Origin of the sequence: Streptomyces sp. SID8374, from assembly GCF_009865135.1 — a bacterium.
Classification (GTDB): domain Bacteria; phylum Actinomycetota; class Actinomycetes; order Streptomycetales; family Streptomycetaceae; genus Streptomyces.
Genome location: NZ_WWGH01000001.1, coordinates 4,596,239 through 4,611,930 on the forward strand (window position 1 = coordinate 4,596,239; position 15,692 = coordinate 4,611,930).

Annotated in this window: 12 protein-coding genes; 5 read left to right on the forward strand and 7 right to left on the reverse strand. The window is 73.0% G+C overall.

Annotation, left to right across the window (positions count from 1 at the left end):
• Positions 1 to 354 precede the first annotated feature (354 nt).
• Positions 355 to 1,164 (forward strand): VOC family protein, encoded by an 810-nt coding sequence (locus GTY67_RS20480; RefSeq protein WP_161279618.1) that lies wholly within the window; start codon positions 355 to 357, stop codon positions 1,162 to 1,164.
• A 252-nt stretch (positions 1,165 to 1,416) separates the two neighbouring features.
• Positions 1,417 to 3,822: a PQQ-binding-like beta-propeller repeat protein gene (locus GTY67_RS20485; RefSeq protein ID WP_161279619.1), complete on the forward strand. Its 2,406-nt coding sequence runs from the start codon at positions 1,417 to 1,419 to the stop codon at positions 3,820 to 3,822.
• A gap of 189 nt (positions 3,823 to 4,011) precedes the next feature.
• Here GTY67_RS20485 and GTY67_RS20490 read toward each other — a convergent pair whose 3' ends face one another.
• Positions 4,012 to 4,710, reverse strand: coding sequence for a hypothetical protein (locus tag GTY67_RS20490; protein ID WP_161279620.1), 699 nt, complete (start codon positions 4,708 to 4,710; stop codon positions 4,012 to 4,014).
• A 236-nt stretch (positions 4,711 to 4,946) separates the two neighbouring features.
• Here GTY67_RS20490 and GTY67_RS20495 point away from each other — a divergent pair, with 236 nt between their 5' ends.
• Entirely contained in the window at positions 4,947 to 5,480 is a 534-nt protein-coding gene (locus tag GTY67_RS20495) for an FxLYD domain-containing protein (protein ID WP_093687101.1), read from the forward strand.
• Between the two features lie 58 nt (positions 5,481 to 5,538).
• Here the strand turns inward: GTY67_RS20495 and GTY67_RS20500 are convergent, their stop codons facing one another.
• Genes GTY67_RS20500 through GTY67_RS20510 form a run of 3 tightly spaced genes read right to left on the reverse strand, consistent with a single transcriptional unit; the run spans position 5,539 to position 7,935 of the window.
• Positions 5,539 to 6,324: an enoyl-CoA hydratase/isomerase family protein gene (locus GTY67_RS20500; RefSeq protein ID WP_161279621.1), complete on the reverse strand. Its 786-nt coding sequence runs from the start codon at positions 6,322 to 6,324 to the stop codon at positions 5,539 to 5,541.
• A gap of 3 nt (positions 6,325 to 6,327) precedes the next feature.
• Positions 6,328 to 6,780 (reverse strand): OB-fold domain-containing protein, encoded by a 453-nt coding sequence (locus tag GTY67_RS20505; RefSeq protein WP_161279622.1) that lies wholly within the window; start codon positions 6,778 to 6,780, stop codon positions 6,328 to 6,330.
• 6 nt (positions 6,781 to 6,786) lie between these two features.
• Positions 6,787 to 7,935, reverse strand: a complete 1,149-nt coding sequence (locus GTY67_RS20510; RefSeq protein WP_093687097.1) for a lipid-transfer protein — start codon at positions 7,933 to 7,935, stop codon at positions 6,787 to 6,789.
• Positions 7,936 to 8,038: 103 nt separating this feature from the next.
• Between GTY67_RS20510 and GTY67_RS20515 the strand changes: the two genes are divergently transcribed.
• Positions 8,039 to 9,595, forward strand: a complete 1,557-nt coding sequence (locus tag GTY67_RS20515) for a FadD3 family acyl-CoA ligase (protein WP_161280198.1) — start codon at positions 8,039 to 8,041, stop codon at positions 9,593 to 9,595.
• A gap of 154 nt (positions 9,596 to 9,749) precedes the next feature.
• Here GTY67_RS20515 and GTY67_RS20520 read toward each other — a convergent pair whose 3' ends face one another.
• Together GTY67_RS20520 and GTY67_RS20525 are read right to left on the reverse strand one after the other, a co-directional pair.
• Complete coding sequence (locus tag GTY67_RS20520) at positions 9,750 to 9,929, reverse strand: hypothetical protein (RefSeq protein ID WP_093687093.1); 180 nt, start codon at positions 9,927 to 9,929, stop codon at positions 9,750 to 9,752.
• Between the two features lie 225 nt (positions 9,930 to 10,154).
• Positions 10,155 to 13,121 (reverse strand): BTAD domain-containing putative transcriptional regulator, encoded by a 2,967-nt coding sequence (locus GTY67_RS20525; protein WP_161279623.1) that lies wholly within the window; start codon positions 13,119 to 13,121, stop codon positions 10,155 to 10,157.
• Positions 13,122 to 13,434: 313 nt separating this feature from the next.
• Here GTY67_RS20525 and GTY67_RS20530 point away from each other — a divergent pair, with 313 nt between their 5' ends.
• Complete coding sequence (locus GTY67_RS20530) at positions 13,435 to 14,655, forward strand: amidohydrolase family protein (protein ID WP_161279624.1); 1,221 nt, start codon at positions 13,435 to 13,437, stop codon at positions 14,653 to 14,655.
• Between the two features lie 93 nt (positions 14,656 to 14,748).
• Here the strand turns inward: GTY67_RS20530 and GTY67_RS20535 are convergent, their stop codons facing one another.
• Positions 14,749 to 15,576: a MerR family transcriptional regulator gene (locus tag GTY67_RS20535; RefSeq protein WP_161279625.1), complete on the reverse strand. Its 828-nt coding sequence runs from the start codon at positions 15,574 to 15,576 to the stop codon at positions 14,749 to 14,751.
• Positions 15,577 to 15,692: the final 116 nt, after the last annotated feature.

A 15,692-nucleotide genomic window follows, 5' to 3' on the forward strand; every position in this document is an offset into this window, starting at 1 on the left:
GCGGGGCGAATGTTTTCGGCCGTCGCGGTGGAGGTGCGCAAGGGCTCCTGGCCGGGGGCCTGATTCCGGCCCCAGGACCCTGGCGGTCGCCGCCGGTGAAAGTGTTATCAACAGCCTGTGGACAACTTCGGTGGACAACTTTCGTCCACATGGTGACCGCGCCTTCACTATTCGAGCAGATGTTCCCTATGGGGGCCTTCGGGGTGTCCCTGGGTGCGCGTTCGAAGGGCGCCGGGGCGGGTGCGACGTTACGTTGACTGTGACGGGCGTCACTGCGAGGGCATCGCCACGAAATCCGCGACGAAATCCGCAACGTAAACCGCAACGGAAACCGCGACGGAAGGACCGGGCCCCATGGCCGCATTCGCGCACTCGGCGCCGTGCTGGGCGGACGTGCAGCTCTCCGACCTCGAAGCGGGCAAGCGCTTCTACGGCGGCCTCTTCGGCTGGACCTTCCGCGCGGGCGACGGCATGCCCTTCGCGGACGCCCTGAGCGGCGGCAGGCTCGTCGCCGCTCTCGCCGCCAAGAAGGACGGGCGGATGCCGACGGCCTGGGGCGTCTACTTCGCCACCGACGACATCCGGGCCACCGTCGCCGCGATCCGAGAACACGGCGGCCAGATCATCACGGACCCCGTACGGGCCGGGCGGGCCGGGATCGTGGCGCAGGCGGCCGATCCCGGGGGCGCGGTCTTCGGCCTCTGGCAGCCCGAGGAGCGCGAAGGCTTCGAGAAGCAGAACGAGCCCGGCTCCTTCTGCTGGACCGAGGTCCACACCCGGCAGCCCGAGAAGGTGGACGCCTTCTACGAGAAGGTCTTCGGCTTCCAGGGCACCGACCTGGACGAGGCGGGCAACGACGTCTCCGGCGACGCCGAGGCGCTGGTCGACTTCCGGATGTGGTCGCCCGAGGGCTCGGACCCCGGCCCGGACACGGCCGTCGGCGGCCGCAGCGTCATCACGGACGCGTTCCCCGCCGTGCTGCCCAGCTACTTCCTCACCTACTTCGCCGTCGCCGACTGCGACGCGGCGGCCGAACTCGCCGTACAGCTCGGCGGCCGGGTCTCCGCGCCGCCCTTCGACATCCCGTACGGGCGGATGGCGGTCCTCGTCGACGACCAGGGCGCCCTCTTCGCCGTGCTCCAGCCGAGCGAGCTGCTTCCCTGACCCCGCCGCGTACCGGTCCTGACCCCCGACGCGTACCGGTGTGGGCGAGAATCGGCCGAAGTGACATGAGACACCCACATCCGCCCCCGGGTTCGCAACCGGCGCCCGAGCCAGGAAGAATCAGGGTGCGCACCGCCAGGTGGTGCCCAGCGGTGAGACGCTGCGCAGGCCGGGAATCGCACCGGGCGGTAACGGGCGGGTAATTCGCGGGCTTCGTTCCTGAGGTCCGTACGGGGAGGTGGCAGGCACGTGATGGAGCAGCTGACGCAGCACGACCCGAGACGGATCGGCCCGTTCGAGGTGCTGGGACGGCTCGGGGCCGGCGGCATGGGGCTGGTCTATCTCGCCCGGTCGGCGTCGGGGCGCCGGGTGGCGATCAAGACGGTGCGGACCGAGCTCGCCGAGGACCAGCTCTTCCGGGTCCGCTTCACCCGCGAGGTCGAGGCCGCCCGCGCGGTCAGCGGGTTCTACACCGCCGCCGTGGTCGACGCCGACCCCCGTGCCGCCGTGCCGTGGCTGGCCACCGCCTATGTGCCCGCGCCCTCGCTCGAAGAGATCGTCAACGAGTGCGGCCCCATGCCGACCCAGGCGGTGCGCTGGCTGGCCGCCGGGATCGCCGAGGCCCTCCAGTCGATCCACGGCGCCGGGCTCGTCCACCGCGACCTGAAGCCGTCCAACGTGCTCGTCGTCGAGGACGGCCCCCGGGTCATCGACTTCGGCATCGCGTCCGGCGTCTCCAACACCCGCCTGACCATGACGAACGTCGCCGTCGGCACCCCCGCCTACATGTCGCCCGAGCAGGCCCGGGACTCCCGCAGCGTCACCGGGGCCAGCGACATCTTCTCGCTGGGCTCCACCCTCGTCTTCGCCGCCACCGGCCACGCCCCATTCCACGGGGCCAACCCGGTCGAGACGGTGTTCATGCTGCTGCGCGAGGGGCCCGACCTGGAGGGGCTGCCGGACGACCTGCGGCCGCTCATCGAGTCGTGCATGCAGATGGACGCCACCCAGCGGCCCAGCCCCGCCGACCTCCAGGCCCAGCTCGCCCCGCACCTCTTCGCCTCCGGCAGCGACGACAGCGGTACGGCGTCGGCCTGGCTGCCGACGTCGGCCACCGCCATGATCGAACGGCGCCGGGGAGGCGGCCGCACCACCCCGTCCGCGCCTTCCGCGCCCCCGCCGCGCCCTCCGCAGCCTCCGCGCGCCCCGGAGCGTGCGCCGGACCGGGGCCCCGAGTGGCGCGGCGGCGGCGACCTGCGCTCGCCCTCCCCGCTCTCCTCCTCACCCCCGGCCCCCGACAGCGGGCCCGTCCACCTGCCCGGGGCGAAGGCGCCGATCGGGCCCGGGCCCCGGGTGGGGGAGGGGCGGGGTGTCGCCGCCGCGCACCCGGCCGCCGCGACGGGCTGGGTCCGCCCGCCCGCCGGTCTGAACGGCTCGTCCGCGACGCCCGCGACGCCTGCGGCGCCCACCGCGCCCGTACCGGCTCCCGGGCCCGCCCCGGACACCGCGCCCGCCGCCCCCGACCGGTGGCGGCCCTGGCGCTTCCGCATGTCCAACGACGTGTGGGGGACGCCCGTCGTCTCCGGTGACCTGCTGTACGTGACGTCCTTCGAGATCCACGCGCTGGACGTCGGCAACGGGCGGCGGCAGTTCAAGACCCGGGACGTGGCGTGGGCGATGGCCGTCGAGGGCGGCCGCATCCACGCCTCGGACGGCCCGTCCCTGTACGCCCTGGACGCGGCGACCGGCGCCGAGCAGTGGCGGATCCAGACCGACGCCTGGGTGTACGCGCTCAAGGCCGACCGGGGCACGGTGCTGACCGCGACCCGGGGCGGCGGCGTCCAGGGCTGGGAGGCCTCCAGCGGCGACAAGCTGTGGGAGATCACCGGGGCCCAGAGCGACTTCGAGACGGCGGAGGCCGCGCCGGTCATCCACGACGGCACGGTCTACGTCTGGCAGGACGCCCGGCTCCGCGCGCTGGACGCGCGGACGGGGCTGGAGCGCTGGTCGTACCCGATCGGCGACGCGGCCTCCTGCGGCGGTGTCCCCGTCCGGGTGACCCCGGCCCCCGACGGCTACGTCTACCTCGCGGCGGGCACCCGGGTGCTGGCCGTGGACACGGTCTCCGGTCGGGTGCGGTGGCACTTCGAGTCCCCGGCGGTCTTCCTCTCCCCGCCCGCCTTCGCGCCGGGCCCGGCGGTGACCGGGGGCGGGGTCTACCTCGCGGACTACCTCGGCACGGTGTACGCGCTGGACGCGACGACCGGCAAGGACCGCTGGCGCATCGCGACGGAGGCCCGCTCCTCGGCCGAACCGGTGCTCGTCGCGGTGGGCAATGTCCACGTGGGCAGCGGCAGCGCGCTCTACACCCTGGACGCGGTCACGGGCACCCCGAAGTGGCGCTTCGCCGCGGGCGGCGATGTGGTGGGCGCACCGGTCGTCGCGGACGGCCGGGTCCACTTCGGCTCGGCCGACCACGTCCTCTACACCCTGGACGCGGCGGGCGGCCAACTCCGCTGGAAGCTGGCCACGGGCGGCGAGATCACGGGTTCGCCGGTGGCGCAGGCGGGCGTGGTGTACGCGTGCAGCAAGGACCGCTGCGTGTACGCGCTGGATGCCCTGAAGGGCACGGGCACCGGAAACAGGGCCCGCACCTGAGCCAACTCAGCCCGTCCGGCGCTTGAGGACGGAACCGTTGGCCGGGTGGCCGGGGCGCCCCGGATTTCCAGCCCGTCCGGCGTTTGAGGACGGAACCGTTGACGGGGTGGCCGGTCAGCTTTGAGGGGTCGGCGCCCGGATTTCCAGCCCGTCCGGCGCTTGAGGACGGAACCCTCGACGCGGGGACCGTCACGACTCCGGTGGCCGCCGCGGCGGATGCACCGGATCCCGAGGGTCACCGGGGCGGTCCGGCGGCGGGGCCTGCGGATACGACCGCGTACGGGCGTCATGGGGATCGGGCCCCGTGTACGGCTCCACCTCCGGCTCCGGCCACGGCGACGTATGCGTCGACATCCCCGGCTCCTGCGTCGGCGGCCACGTGTCCACCTGATCCGCCGGCGGCACGCCATACGGCTCCACCGGCTCCGGCTCCGGCTCCCGCCCCCGCCGAGCCCGGGCGCGGGCCCGGCCCCCAGCCCCCCGCCCGCTCATCAGCAACGCGCCGATCAACATCAGCACCCCACCCGCGGCCGCGTTCACCACCCCCACCTGCAACCCCGCCCCGTCCCCGCCCACCACCAGCGACCCCTCCGCCTGCCCCTGGCGGACCATCCACAGGATCGTGAAGCCCAGCACCACCACCCCCGCGAACGCGACCACGAGCCGCGACCGCAGCACCACCCCCAGGATCACCAGCACCGCCGCCCCCAGGAACGGCAGCAGGATCGAGACCAGCACCCCCGACTCCGTGGCGGTGATGCCCTCGAAGAGGTCCCGCACCCGGTAGTCCCGCCCCGCCCGCCCGTCGTACCAGTCGCGGAACGGGCTCAGCACGGCCGACGCCGCCCCCGCCAGGGCGACGAGTGAGCCGAGGATGTTGCGGATCATCGTCAGCCTCCAAGGGCGTACGGCGAACACCCCCCGCACCGCCGACGCTACGCCGGGACGTTCACCCCCGCCACGCGGACGCCGCCGACCGCCCCGGGGATGCCCCGGCCCCCAGACCATGACCGGACCGTGACAGGGCCATGACCTATACACGTGGTGCCGTCCGGCATGCTGTGGACCGGCAGCACACAGGCAACGACAACACACGGGCAACGACAACAAGGGGGGCTGCATCCATGATGCGGCGACAGATGAAGCTCGCGGCGGTCCTGGTCGTGGTGGTGCTCGCGCTCACCGGCTTCTCCACGTCCACCAGCGGCGGCAAGGGCAGCAAGAGCAAGGGCAGCAGCAGTTCGGGCGGCGGCTGCTCCAACTCCAAGAAGAGCAACAGCGGTTACCGCCACACCGACTACAGCGACGACGACTACGACGACAATTCCTCGTCCGGCTCCTCCGGTTCCTCCTACGGAACCCCCACGCCCACCGCCTCCGACGGCCCCGCCGTCCGGGTGATCCGCTGCGCCCAGCCCCGCAAGGGCAAGCGCAAGGCGGTCACCGCGTCCGTCGTGGAGCTGCGGTCGAACGACACCCGCAGTTACGAGTACGAGGTCGACGTGACGTTCTACGACGGACGCGGCAACGTCGTCGACACCGCCGAGACCACGACGACCCTCGCCGCCGGCGACGTACGCAACCTGACCGTGCGGATGGACAGCCCCCGCCGGGTCTCCGAGGTCAAGCGGTGCGAGGTCACGGCCCAACTGCTCTGACCTCAGAGACAGAGACAGAGACAGAGACCGAGGCAGAAGCAGAGGCAGAGGCAGGGGCTCACCGCACCCTCGGCGCCCCGCCCCCGCCCCCCTCCCGCCGCCCCGCGAACAGCTCCGCCTGCCGCTCCGGCGCCAGGTTCCCCAGCGCGATCAGGGCGGGCGCCTGGGCCATCGCCTGCGTCCGGGCGGCCTCCTTCGCCGACCACACCGCCCGCACCGTGCCCTGCACCGCCTCGGTCGGGTACCCGGCGATCACGGCCGCCGCCCGCAGCGCCGCCGCCACCGCGCCCCCGGGCTCCGTCACCTCGCTGACCAGCCCGGCCGCGTACGCCCGCTCGGCGCCGATCCGCTCGGCGGTGCCCATCAGGGCCATCCGGGCGACCTCCCCGAACGGCATCCGCTGGGCCATCGCGATCGACTCGTACGCCGAGACCATCCCGTACGCCGTGTGCGGGTCGAAGAAGGTGGCCTCGCGCGAGGCGACGACGAACTCCGCCTCACCCAGGAGATAGAACGCCCCGCCGCACGCCATCCCCTCCACGGCCGCGACCACCGGCTTCCACAGATCGTTCGCTTTCGGCCCGATCCGCAGGAGGGGATCATCGAGGGCGTACGGGGACGGGGGCTGCGGGACCTCCACCCCCCGGTCGATCCCGGTGCAGAAGGCGCGGGTGCCGGCCCCGGTGAGGACCACGGCCCGCACCGACTCGTCGTACCGCAACTCCCGCCACAGGCAGGCGAGTTCACCGGCGGTCTCCAGGTCGATGGCGTTGAGCCTCGTAGGCCGGTCGAGGACCACGAGCGCGACCCCGCGCTCCCCGTCCCGCTCCACGCGCAGGGCCATGGCTCACCGCTCCAGCAGCCAGCGTACGAGCGGGAAACCGTCGGGTCCCACCGGGCAGAAAACCGCCCGCACCGGCGCCCCGATCCGCAGCCGCCCCGGGTCCACCGAGTTCAGCGCCGCGTCGGCGGAGGCGACGACGTTCCCGGCCAGCCGGATGTGCGGGGCCTCCACCAGCTCCACCAACACCGCGTTGTACGGCGCCTGTTCGGCGTAGGCGGGTAGCAGCGGCGGGTGCGGGACCACGTACGACCAGAGCCGCCCGCGCACGCTCATCGCCCGCCACTCGCTGTCGAAGGAGCCGCAGTGCGGGCAGCACGGCCGGGGCGGGAAGCGCAGTTGGCCGCAGGCGGGGGAGGCGCAGGCCTGGACGCGGAGCTCGCCCCGGGCGGCGTACTCCCAGAAGGGCGCACCGTCCTCGTCGGCGACGGGGAGCAGCAGGGAATCGTTCACGCCCATCTCCTCTCAACTCCTCAGCAGTACGGCCGATGTCGGTACGCCCTCGCCCGCCGTGACCAGGCAGGTGGCGGCGTCCGGCACCTGGGCGGTGGAGGTGCCGCGCAGCTGTTTGACGCCCTCGGTGATGAGGTTGAAGCCGTGGACGTACGCCTCGCTCAGCCCGCCGCCCCCGGTGTTGATCGGCAGCCGGCCCCCGCTCTCCAGCGCCCCGCCCTCGGTGAACGCCCCGCCCTCGCCGCGCCCGCAGAAGCCGTACCCCTCCAGGGAGAGCGGGACGAGCGGGGTGAACGCGTCGTAGATCTGGGCCACATCGACATCGTCGGGCCCGAAGTCGGCCTGTTTCCACAGCTGTCGGGCCGCTGTCCAGGCGGGACCGGTGAGCGGGTCGTCGTTCCAGTAGTTGACCATTCCGTGGTGCTGGGCGGGCAGCCCCTGGGCGACGGAGTGCAGATACACCGGCCTCCGCCGGCAGTCGCGGGCACGCTCGGCGGAGACGATGACGCAGGCCAACGCCCCATCTGTTTCGAGGCAGTTGTCGAAGAGGCAGAGCGGTTCGCTGATCCAGCGGGAGGTCATGTACATCTCGCGGGTCAGCGGGCGGTCGTACATGATCGCGGCCGGGTTCTGGTTGGCCCGGTTGCGGCAGGCGAGGGCGACGTTGAAGAGGTGGTCGCGGGTGGCGCCGTACTCGTGCATGTAGCGGCGGGCCAGCATCCCGATCTCGTCGGCGGGGCGCAGGAGTCCGTAGGGGCGGGTCCACTGGGCGGGGGTCGGCAGCTGCACGGCGGTGTTCTTCCACGGCCGGGGCCCGGACCCGCGCTTCCGCGACCGCCAGGCCACTCCGACGCTCGCCTGCCCGGTGGCGACGGCGGCGGCGAGATGGCCGAGCGTGGCGCACGAACCCCCGCCCCCGTAACCGACCTTGGAGAAGAAGGTGACGTCCCCGGCGCCGATCGCCTTGGCGACCTCCACCTCGTCGGTCTCCTCCATCGTGTACGAGGCGAAGCCGTCGACCTCCGAGGGGGCGATGCCCGCGTCGTCGAGGGCGGCCAGGATCGCCCGGCAGGCGAGCGTCTTCTCGGACTCCGGGAGCCGTTTCGCGAAGGCCGTCTGCCCGATCCCGGCTATCGCTGTCGCGTCCTTGAGCGTCGCCATCCGCCAACCTCCCGCACTCCCGCGCCTGCTGACAGCGGCAGAGGCTACCGCTAATCTGACGGATAGTCAGCTGGTGCGGCGGCGGCAGGAAGGCGGGCGCGTGATGCGGGGCGACGAGGAGTGGGGTTCCATCCCGGGGCTGGTACGGGAGGCGGCGCGGCGGTACGGACCGGCGGAGGCGGTCGTCGAGGGCCGCACCCGCCTGACGTACGCCGAACTCGGCGACCGGGTGGAGCGCGCGGCCGCCGCGTGCATCGCCGCCGGGGTGGAGCCGGGCGACCGGGTCGCGATCTGGGCCCCGAACACGCTGGACTGGATCGTCTCCGCGCTCGGGGCGGTGAGCGCGGGCGCGGTGCTGGTCCCGCTGAACACCCGCTTCAAGGGCACGGAGGCGGCCCAGATCCTGCGCCGCAGCCGGGCCAGGCTGCTTTTTGTCACCGGCACGTTCCTGGGGACGTCGTACGTGGCGTCCCTGCGCCGGTCGGAGGTGAAGCTGCCGGACCTGGAGCGGGTGGTGGTGCTGGCGGACACGGCGCCGGAGGACTACACGAGCTGGCCGGAGTTCCTGGCGGCGGGCGAGGGCGTGCCGGTCGAGGCCGTACGGGAACGGGAGGCCGCCATCGCCCCTTCGGACCCCTCCGACATCATCTACACCTCGGGCACCACGGGCGCCCCCAAGGGTGCGGTGATCACCCATGCGCAGACGCTGCGCGCGTACGAGATCTGGAGCGAGCTGGCGGGCCTGCGCGAGGGCGACCGCTATCTCATCGTGAACCCCTTCTTCCACACTTTCGGCTACAAGGCGGGGATCATCGCCTGCCTGATGCGGGGGGCCACGATGGTCCCGCAGCCGGTGTTCAACGTGGATACGGTGCTGGCGAACATCGCGGCGGAACGTATCTCCGTGCTGCCCGGACCGCCCACCCTCCACCAGTCGCTCCTGGACCACCCGGCCCGCGACGCCCACGACCTCTCCGCCCTGCGCCTGGTGGTGACGGGCGCGGCGGTGGTCCCCCTCCAGCTGGTGGAGCGCCTGCGCACCGAACTCGGCATCGCCACGGTCCTCACGGCGTACGGCCTCTCCGAGGCGAGCGGCATCGTCACGATGTGCCGCCGGGGCGACGCGCCGGAGACCGTGGCCACCACCTCCGGCCGTGCGATCCCCGGCACCGAGGTCCGCGTCCTGGGCGGCCCCGGGGTGCCCGGCGAGATCCAGGTCCGCGGCTTCACCGTGATGACCGGCTACTTCGAGGACCCGGAGACCACGGCCGACGCGCTGACCCCGGACGGCTGGCTCCGCACCGGGGACGTGGGCGTCCTGGACGAGGCGGGCAACCTGCGGATCACGGACCGGATCAAGGACATGTTCATCGTGGGCGGCTTCAACGCCTACCCGGCCGAGATCGAACAGCTCCTGGGCCTCCACCCGGACATCGCCGACGTGGCGGTCGTCGGCGTTCCCGACCCGCGCCTCGGCGAGGTCGGCAAGGCGTACGCGGTCCGCCGCCGGGGCGCCACGGTGACGGCGGACGACCTGATCGCCTGGTCCCGCCGGGAGATGGCGAACTTCAAGGTGCCGAGGGCGGTGGAGTTCGTCCCGGAGCTCCCGCGCAACGCCGGCGGCAAGGTGGTGAAGGGGGAGCTGCGGGGGCGGGGGTAGGGCGTGTCCGTTCCCCCGCACACCCGAAGGGCCCGAGCCCATCCCCAGGCCCGGGCCCCTCTGTGTACGACAGCCGCGACGGCTCCCCCTCCACGCCGCCGTGGCTGCTCCCCCGTACGTACCCCCGTTTCCCCCGTATCCCCGTCGTGAAGGTCTACTTGGCGGGCTCGCTCGTGGCGTGCATGTCGCCGTTGGTGGTGTCCCCGCCGGTGGCGTGCATGTCCTTCGGCTTGAGCGGGCTGCCGGTGGCGTGCATGTCGCCGTTGGTCGTCTCGCCGCCGGTGGCGTGCATGTCCTGCGGCTTGATGACCGGGTCCTTCTTCGCGTCAGCCATGTCGCTGTTCTCCCCTAGGCAGTGCTTCGTTTCCGGTTGATGAGAGCGGCCCGCCCGGCTGTTCCCCCGTGGACTGCCGGGCGGGCCTCTCCAGGGCCGCTCACCTTACGTCGCGGCCTCACCGTCAGGCCCGTCTGCCCCCCGACGCGACGGACCGACAGGCATGAGACTCGCCGGTCGCGATAAACGAATGATGAACACCCGCGCCAAGGCCCCCGCGGCGGGCTACGAGGATGAGGCCGAGGCGGTCGATGTGAGCAGCGCGCGGACCTCCGCCGCCTCCTGGGAGCCGAGCGCGTCGTAGATGCCCAGCGCCTCGCGCCAGCAGACGTCCGCCCGGCCGAACTGGCCGATCTGGGCCAGGGAACGGCCCAGCACGGTGAGGACGTTGCCCCGGCGCCACTCGCCGCCGATGCCCCGCAGCGCGGTGAGGGCCTGCTCCGCCTTGACCGCCGCGTCCGTCGCGTTCCCCGCCGTCAGGTCGACCTCCGCGAGCCGGAAGAGGGTCATCCCCTCCCACAGCCGCTGGCGGCTGGCGCGGAAGACGTCCAGCGCCTCCAGCAGCCGGTCCGACGCCTCGGTGAACCTGCCGCTCTGGGTGAGCGCCATCCCGAGCGCGTAGCGGCCGTTGGCGCTGCGCAGGGCGTGGCCCATGCTGTCGTAGACGGCCGTGCCCTCCTCGGCCAGGGCCACGGCGCTGTCGGTGCGGCCGGTCGCCAGGTGGATGCGCGAGAGGTTGCAGAGCGCGCTCGCCTCGCCCGGCCGGTCCTGGAGGGAGCGGAAGTTGTCTATGGCCTGGTTGAAGTACCGCTCCCCGTCGTCGTGGCGGCTCTGGTAGAGCGCCATGATGCCCCGGGCGTTCGACGCCCAGCAGGCGGGCAGCGGGTCCTGGTCGGCCTCGACCAGGCGCATCACGCTCTCCGCCTCCTGCTCGGCCTGGTCGAACCGGCCCGACGTGTGGTGCACATCGGCCAGCGTGACCAGGGCCCGGACCTCGGAGCGCCGGTCGCCGCTCTTCCGGGCCGCCTCCAGCAGGGTCAGGGCGACGGTCTCGTACTGCTTCGCGTTCGCCCCCGACTCGCCCAGGTCCAGGGCCGCCCAGAGCAGGTCCACGCCCCGCCGCAGGGTGGAGGGCTCGCAGGACCGGCGTACGCAGGCGAGTAGCGGGCCCGCCTCCGTGTACAGCCAGTCCAGCGCCGCCTGCCGGTCGCCGAAGGTGAGACCGGGGTGGTCCGTCGGCTCCAGGTGGTCCACCAGCCGGTCGGCCGGCCGCTCCAGCGCGTACACCCCCGCCGCCGTCGCCAGGTAGAAGTCCAGCAGCCGGGAGAGCGCCAGCTCCCGTTCCACCGGCGGCTGTTCGTCGCGCTCGGCGCAGGCACGCGCGTAGAGGCGTACGAGGTCGTGGTAGCGGTAGCGGCCCGGCGCGGCCGACTCCAGGAGGGAGGTGTCGACCAGGGCCTCCAGGAGGTCCTCCGCCGTGTGCGGCTCCAGGTTCAGCAGGGCCGCTGCCGCCGCCAGGGAGATGTCGGGGCCGTCCGCGAGGCCCAGCAGGCGGAAGGCGCGGGCCTGGGCCGGTTCCAGCTGGCCGTAGCCGAGTTCGAAGGTGGCCTTCACCGCGAGGTCGCCCGCCTGGAGCTCGTCGAGGCGGCGGCGCTCGTCGGCCAGCTTGGCGGCGAGGACGGAGACCGTCCAGGTGCGGCGGGCGGCCAGCCGGGAGGCGGCGATGCGGATGGCGAGGGGGAGGAAACCGCAGGCGGCGACCACGTCCAGGGCCGCTTCCCGTTCCGCGCCGACCCGTTCCGCGCCGACGATCCTCGTGAAGAGCTGGAGCGCCTCGTCCGGCGACATCACGTCCAGGTCCACCAGGTGCGCCCCGGCGAGGTCCACCATCCGCACCCGGCTCGTCACCAGGGCCGCGCAGCCGGGCGTCCCGGGCAGCAGCGGGCGGATCTGGGCCGCGTCATGGGCGTTGTCGAGGAGGACGAGGATGCGGCGGCCATCCAGCGCGGAGCGGTAGAGCGCGGCCCGCTCGTCCAGGGTGTCGGGGATCGCCGAGTCCGCGGTGCCGAGTGCCCGCAGGAACGAGCCGAGGACCGTCTCCGGCTCGGCCGCCCGGGCGCCCGCGCCCTGGAGGTCGACGTAGAGCTGGCCGTCGGGGAAGTGCGGGCGGGCCTGGTGCGCCACATGGACGGCCAGCGTCGTCTTGCCGACCCCGCCGATCCCGGCCAGGGCGGAGACGGCCATCACCGAACCCTCGGCGGTGGCGAGCTGGGCGCTCAGATCCCGTACGAAGGAGTCGCGCCCCGTGAAGTCGGGCACGGTCGCCGGAAGCTGCGCGGGCTTCAACGGCGCCGCCGCCGCGGCCGGTTCGTCCGCCGGGCGGGCCAGCTCCTCGTCGGCCCGCAGGATGCGCTGCTGGAGCTGGGCCAGCTCCGGGCGCGGGTCGACGCCCAGCTCCTCGGAGAGGAGGCGGCGGGTGTCCGCGTACACCGCCAGCGCCTCCGCCTGCCGCCCGCTGCGGTACAGCGCCACCATCAGCAGCTCGCGCAGCCGCTCCCGCAGCGGGTGGGCGGCGGTGAGCGCGGTCAGCTCGGAGACGGCCTCCGCATGGCTGCCCACCTCCAGGTCCAGATCGAGGCGGGTCTCGGTCAGCTGGAGGCGCCACTCCTCCAGCCGGGTCCGCTGGTTCTCCGCGTACGGGCCCGGCACGGAGGCCAGCGCCTCGCCGTCCCACAGCCCCAGCACCTTGTTGATCAGCGTGCGGGCCTGGCAGCGGTCACCGCTCGCGCGGGCCTTCTCCGCCTCGGCGGCCAGATCCTGCGCCAGGGTGAGGTCGAGGGCGCCGCGCCCGATACGGAGCGCGTACCCGCCCGCCTCGCTCACCAGGGTCTCCTGGCCCAGGATCTTGCGCAGCCGTGAGGCGTACGTACGGATCGTGGCCAGCGCCTGCGAGGGCGGGTCCTCGCCCCAGAACGCGTCGATCAGCTCGTTCGCCGTGGCCGTCCGGCCCTCGCGCAGGAGCAGGGCGGCGAGCAGCGCGCGCTGCTGGGGCGAGCCGGACGGGAGCGCCTGGGCCCCGCGCCATGCCCGTACGGGGCCCAGGACGGTGAACCTGAGGGAGTCGGCGGCCCCCGGTTCCTCCGGAGCGCGCTGCTCCGGTACGCGCACGCGTGGCCCGTGGTCACGGTCCATTGATGCCCCCTGTCCTGCTCGCCTGCCGGCCCGCCTCGTCAGCGGGTCCTGCCGGTGGTGCCCGTCTCCGAAGGTCCCGCCCGTTCTCAGCCGTTGCCCGTCCGTGCGTCGAAGTGCGGTGTACATCCGGATTGCTCGGTACCGCTGGTATCGCGCTCAACAGTCTGCCTTGTCGCGGGCGGCCCCGTCAGCAGTGGGTGACGCTCTGCACAAGCCCTCGACAACGATTCGGGAACCGGGCGGGGGGCCGTGCCCTCCGCCGATGCGTGCACGCCAGCTGACGGTTCGTCAGATCGGCGCTACCGTGGAACGCATGGAGACCTTCCCGAAGATCATCTCGGTGGACGACCACACGGTGGAGCCCGCTCATGTCTGGCGGGACCGGCTCCCGTCCAGGTACGCCGACTCCGGCCCGCGCATCGTCCGCGCACCGCTGAAGGAAATGACCTTCATGGGTGGAAAGTTCGCGCCCGTGATGGGCGCCAAGGGGGACGACGGGCCGGTCGGCGACTGGTGGGTCTACGAGGACCTGCACCGGCCGCTCACCCGCCTGGACACCGCCGTCGGCTACGACAGGGACGAGATCAAGCTGGAGATCATCACCTACGAGCAGATGCGCCCGGGCTCCTTCTCGGTCCCCGACCGGCTCGCCGACATGGACGTCAACCACGTCCAGTCCGCCCTCTGCTTCCCCACCTTCCCGCGCTTCTGCGGCCAGACGTTCACCGAAGCGAAGGACCGCGAGCTGGGGCTGCTCGGGGTGCGCGCGTACAACGACTGGATGGTGGAGGAGTGGTGCGGCCCCGAGGCGCACGGCCGCCTCATCCCGCTCACCCTCGTCCCGCTCTGGGACGCGGAGCTCGCCGCCGCCGAGGTCCGGCGCAACGCGGCCCGGGGCGTGCGCGCGGTCGCGTTCTCCGAGATACCTCCCCATCTCGGGCTTCCGTCCATACATACGGACGAGTGGGATCCGTTCCTCGCGGCCTGCGACGAGACCGGGACCGTCATCGCCATGCACATCGGCTCCTCCTCGAAGATGCCGTCCACCTCCGCCGACGCCCCGCCCGCCGTCGGCTCCACCATCACCTTCGCCAACTGCTGCTTCTCGATGGTCGACTGGCTGATGAGCGGCAAGTTCGAGCGCTTCCCGGGCCTGAAGATCATGTACGCGGAGGGCCAGATCGGCTGGATCCCGTACATCCTGGAACGCGCCGACGTCGTCTGGGAGGAGAACCGGGGCTGGGGCGGCGTCGCGGACAAGGTCCACCGCCCGCCGTCCGAGCTGTTCGCCGACCACGTCCACGGCTGCTTCTTCGACGACGCCTTCGGGCTGAAGAACCTGGACGCGATCGGGGTGGGGAACGTCCTGTACGAGACGGACTACCCGCACTCCGACTCCACCTGGCCCAGGTCCCGCGAGGTCGGCGAGGCGCAGATGGGCCACCTCGCCCCGGACGTCGTGGACCGCATCGTGCGCGGCAACGCGATCGACCTGCTGGGGCTGACGGAGGACGGGCTCTGGGCGGGGGCGTAGGAGCGCGAACGTACGGGAGGGGCCGCCGCCGCTCCCGTACGCCGGGCTGTCAGCTTCCGTACGCGGGGCTGTCAGCTCCCGTACGCCGGGCCCTCAGGCCTTCGCCACCGGCTCCTGGAGCTCCGTCACCCACTCGCTCCGGTCCTCCGTGCACTCCAGGCTGACCTCGCGGGCGTACCCCGTGGAGCGGTAGCCGTTGGCGTCCAGCCGGCGGGCCAGGGTCTGCGCGGTCGGCAGCACGTCGTCCATCGCACCCCGGTGCACGATCGTCGCCGCCTCGAACGGGGGCAGCTCCACGACCCGTACCCCGCTCCCACCGACCGGTCCCACCGGGGCCGACACCGTCACCCCCGCGTGCACGACGATCGCGCCGCCGCCCTCGGGGGCGTCCTCGTACCGGGCGATCCCGGGGCCCGTGGGCCGGATGCCGGCGGCCTCCAGGGGCGGGAAGAGCTCCTCGTACAGCGGACCGATCACCGGCCCGATGTCCTGCGGCTCGTAGCTCGCCGCCGTCCCGGTCAGCTCGGCCACCCGGACCGCCGGAACGGTCTTGATCACAACGTCGTCGGCAGGCATGTGCCCCTCGCTCTCGATCGACCGGAGCCGCGCCTCGACCTGGGCCAGCCGCGCCGTCGCGGCCGCCACCGCCTCCGCCAGCTCCGCCCGGCGCAGCCGCAGCATCCCCCGCAGCTCCTTCGGGCCCACCCGCTCGTCCAGGATCTCCCGCACCTGCTGGAGCGTGAAGCCGAGGTCCTTGAGCGCGATGATCCGGTTGAGGCGGGCGAGCTGGGCGGCGCCGTAGAAGCGGTAGCCGGTGGCGGGGTCGGTGCGGTCCGGGCGCAGCAGCCCGATGGCGTCGTAGTGGCGCAGCATCCGGCGCGACACCCGCCCGTACCGGGCGAAGTCTCCGATGGTGAACATGATGGCTCCCACTGCACGGCTTCACACGGGGTGAAGGTCAAGCGGCCGCCGGGCGCGGATCGCGGGCCGTATACAGGCAGGAGCCCCGTTCCTCCGCCGAAGCGGGGGAGCGGGGC

What these genes read in the sequence shown, in the direction of transcription:
- GTY67_RS20480 (WP_161279618.1), top strand. Translation starts at nt 355, where the DNA reads ATGGCCGCATTCGCGCACTCGGCGCCGTGCTGGGCGGACGTGCAGCTC.
- GTY67_RS20485 (WP_161279619.1), top strand. Translation starts at nt 1,417, where the DNA reads ATGGAGCAGCTGACGCAGCACGACCCGAGACGGATCGGCCCGTTCGAG.
- GTY67_RS20490 (WP_161279620.1), bottom strand. Translation starts at nt 4,710, where the DNA reads ATGATCCGCAACATCCTCGGCTCACTCGTCGCCCTGGCGGGGGCGGCG.
- GTY67_RS20495 (WP_093687101.1), top strand. Translation starts at nt 4,947, where the DNA reads ATGATGCGGCGACAGATGAAGCTCGCGGCGGTCCTGGTCGTGGTGGTG.
- GTY67_RS20500 (WP_161279621.1), bottom strand. Translation starts at nt 6,324, where the DNA reads ATGGCCCTGCGCGTGGAGCGGGACGGGGAGCGCGGGGTCGCGCTCGTG.
- GTY67_RS20505 (WP_161279622.1), bottom strand. Translation starts at nt 6,780, where the DNA reads ATGGGCGTGAACGATTCCCTGCTGCTCCCCGTCGCCGACGAGGACGGT.
- GTY67_RS20510 (WP_093687097.1), bottom strand. Translation starts at nt 7,935, where the DNA reads ATGGCGACGCTCAAGGACGCGACAGCGATAGCCGGGATCGGGCAGACG.
- GTY67_RS20515 (WP_161280198.1), top strand. Translation starts at nt 8,039, where the DNA reads ATGCGGGGCGACGAGGAGTGGGGTTCCATCCCGGGGCTGGTACGGGAG.
- GTY67_RS20520 (WP_093687093.1), bottom strand. Translation starts at nt 9,929, where the DNA reads ATGGCTGACGCGAAGAAGGACCCGGTCATCAAGCCGCAGGACATGCAC.
- GTY67_RS20525 (WP_161279623.1), bottom strand. Translation starts at nt 13,121, where the DNA reads ATGGACCGTGACCACGGGCCACGCGTGCGCGTACCGGAGCAGCGCGCT.
- GTY67_RS20530 (WP_161279624.1), top strand. Translation starts at nt 13,435, where the DNA reads ATGGAGACCTTCCCGAAGATCATCTCGGTGGACGACCACACGGTGGAG.
- GTY67_RS20535 (WP_161279625.1), bottom strand. Translation starts at nt 15,576, where the DNA reads ATGTTCACCATCGGAGACTTCGCCCGGTACGGGCGGGTGTCGCGCCGG.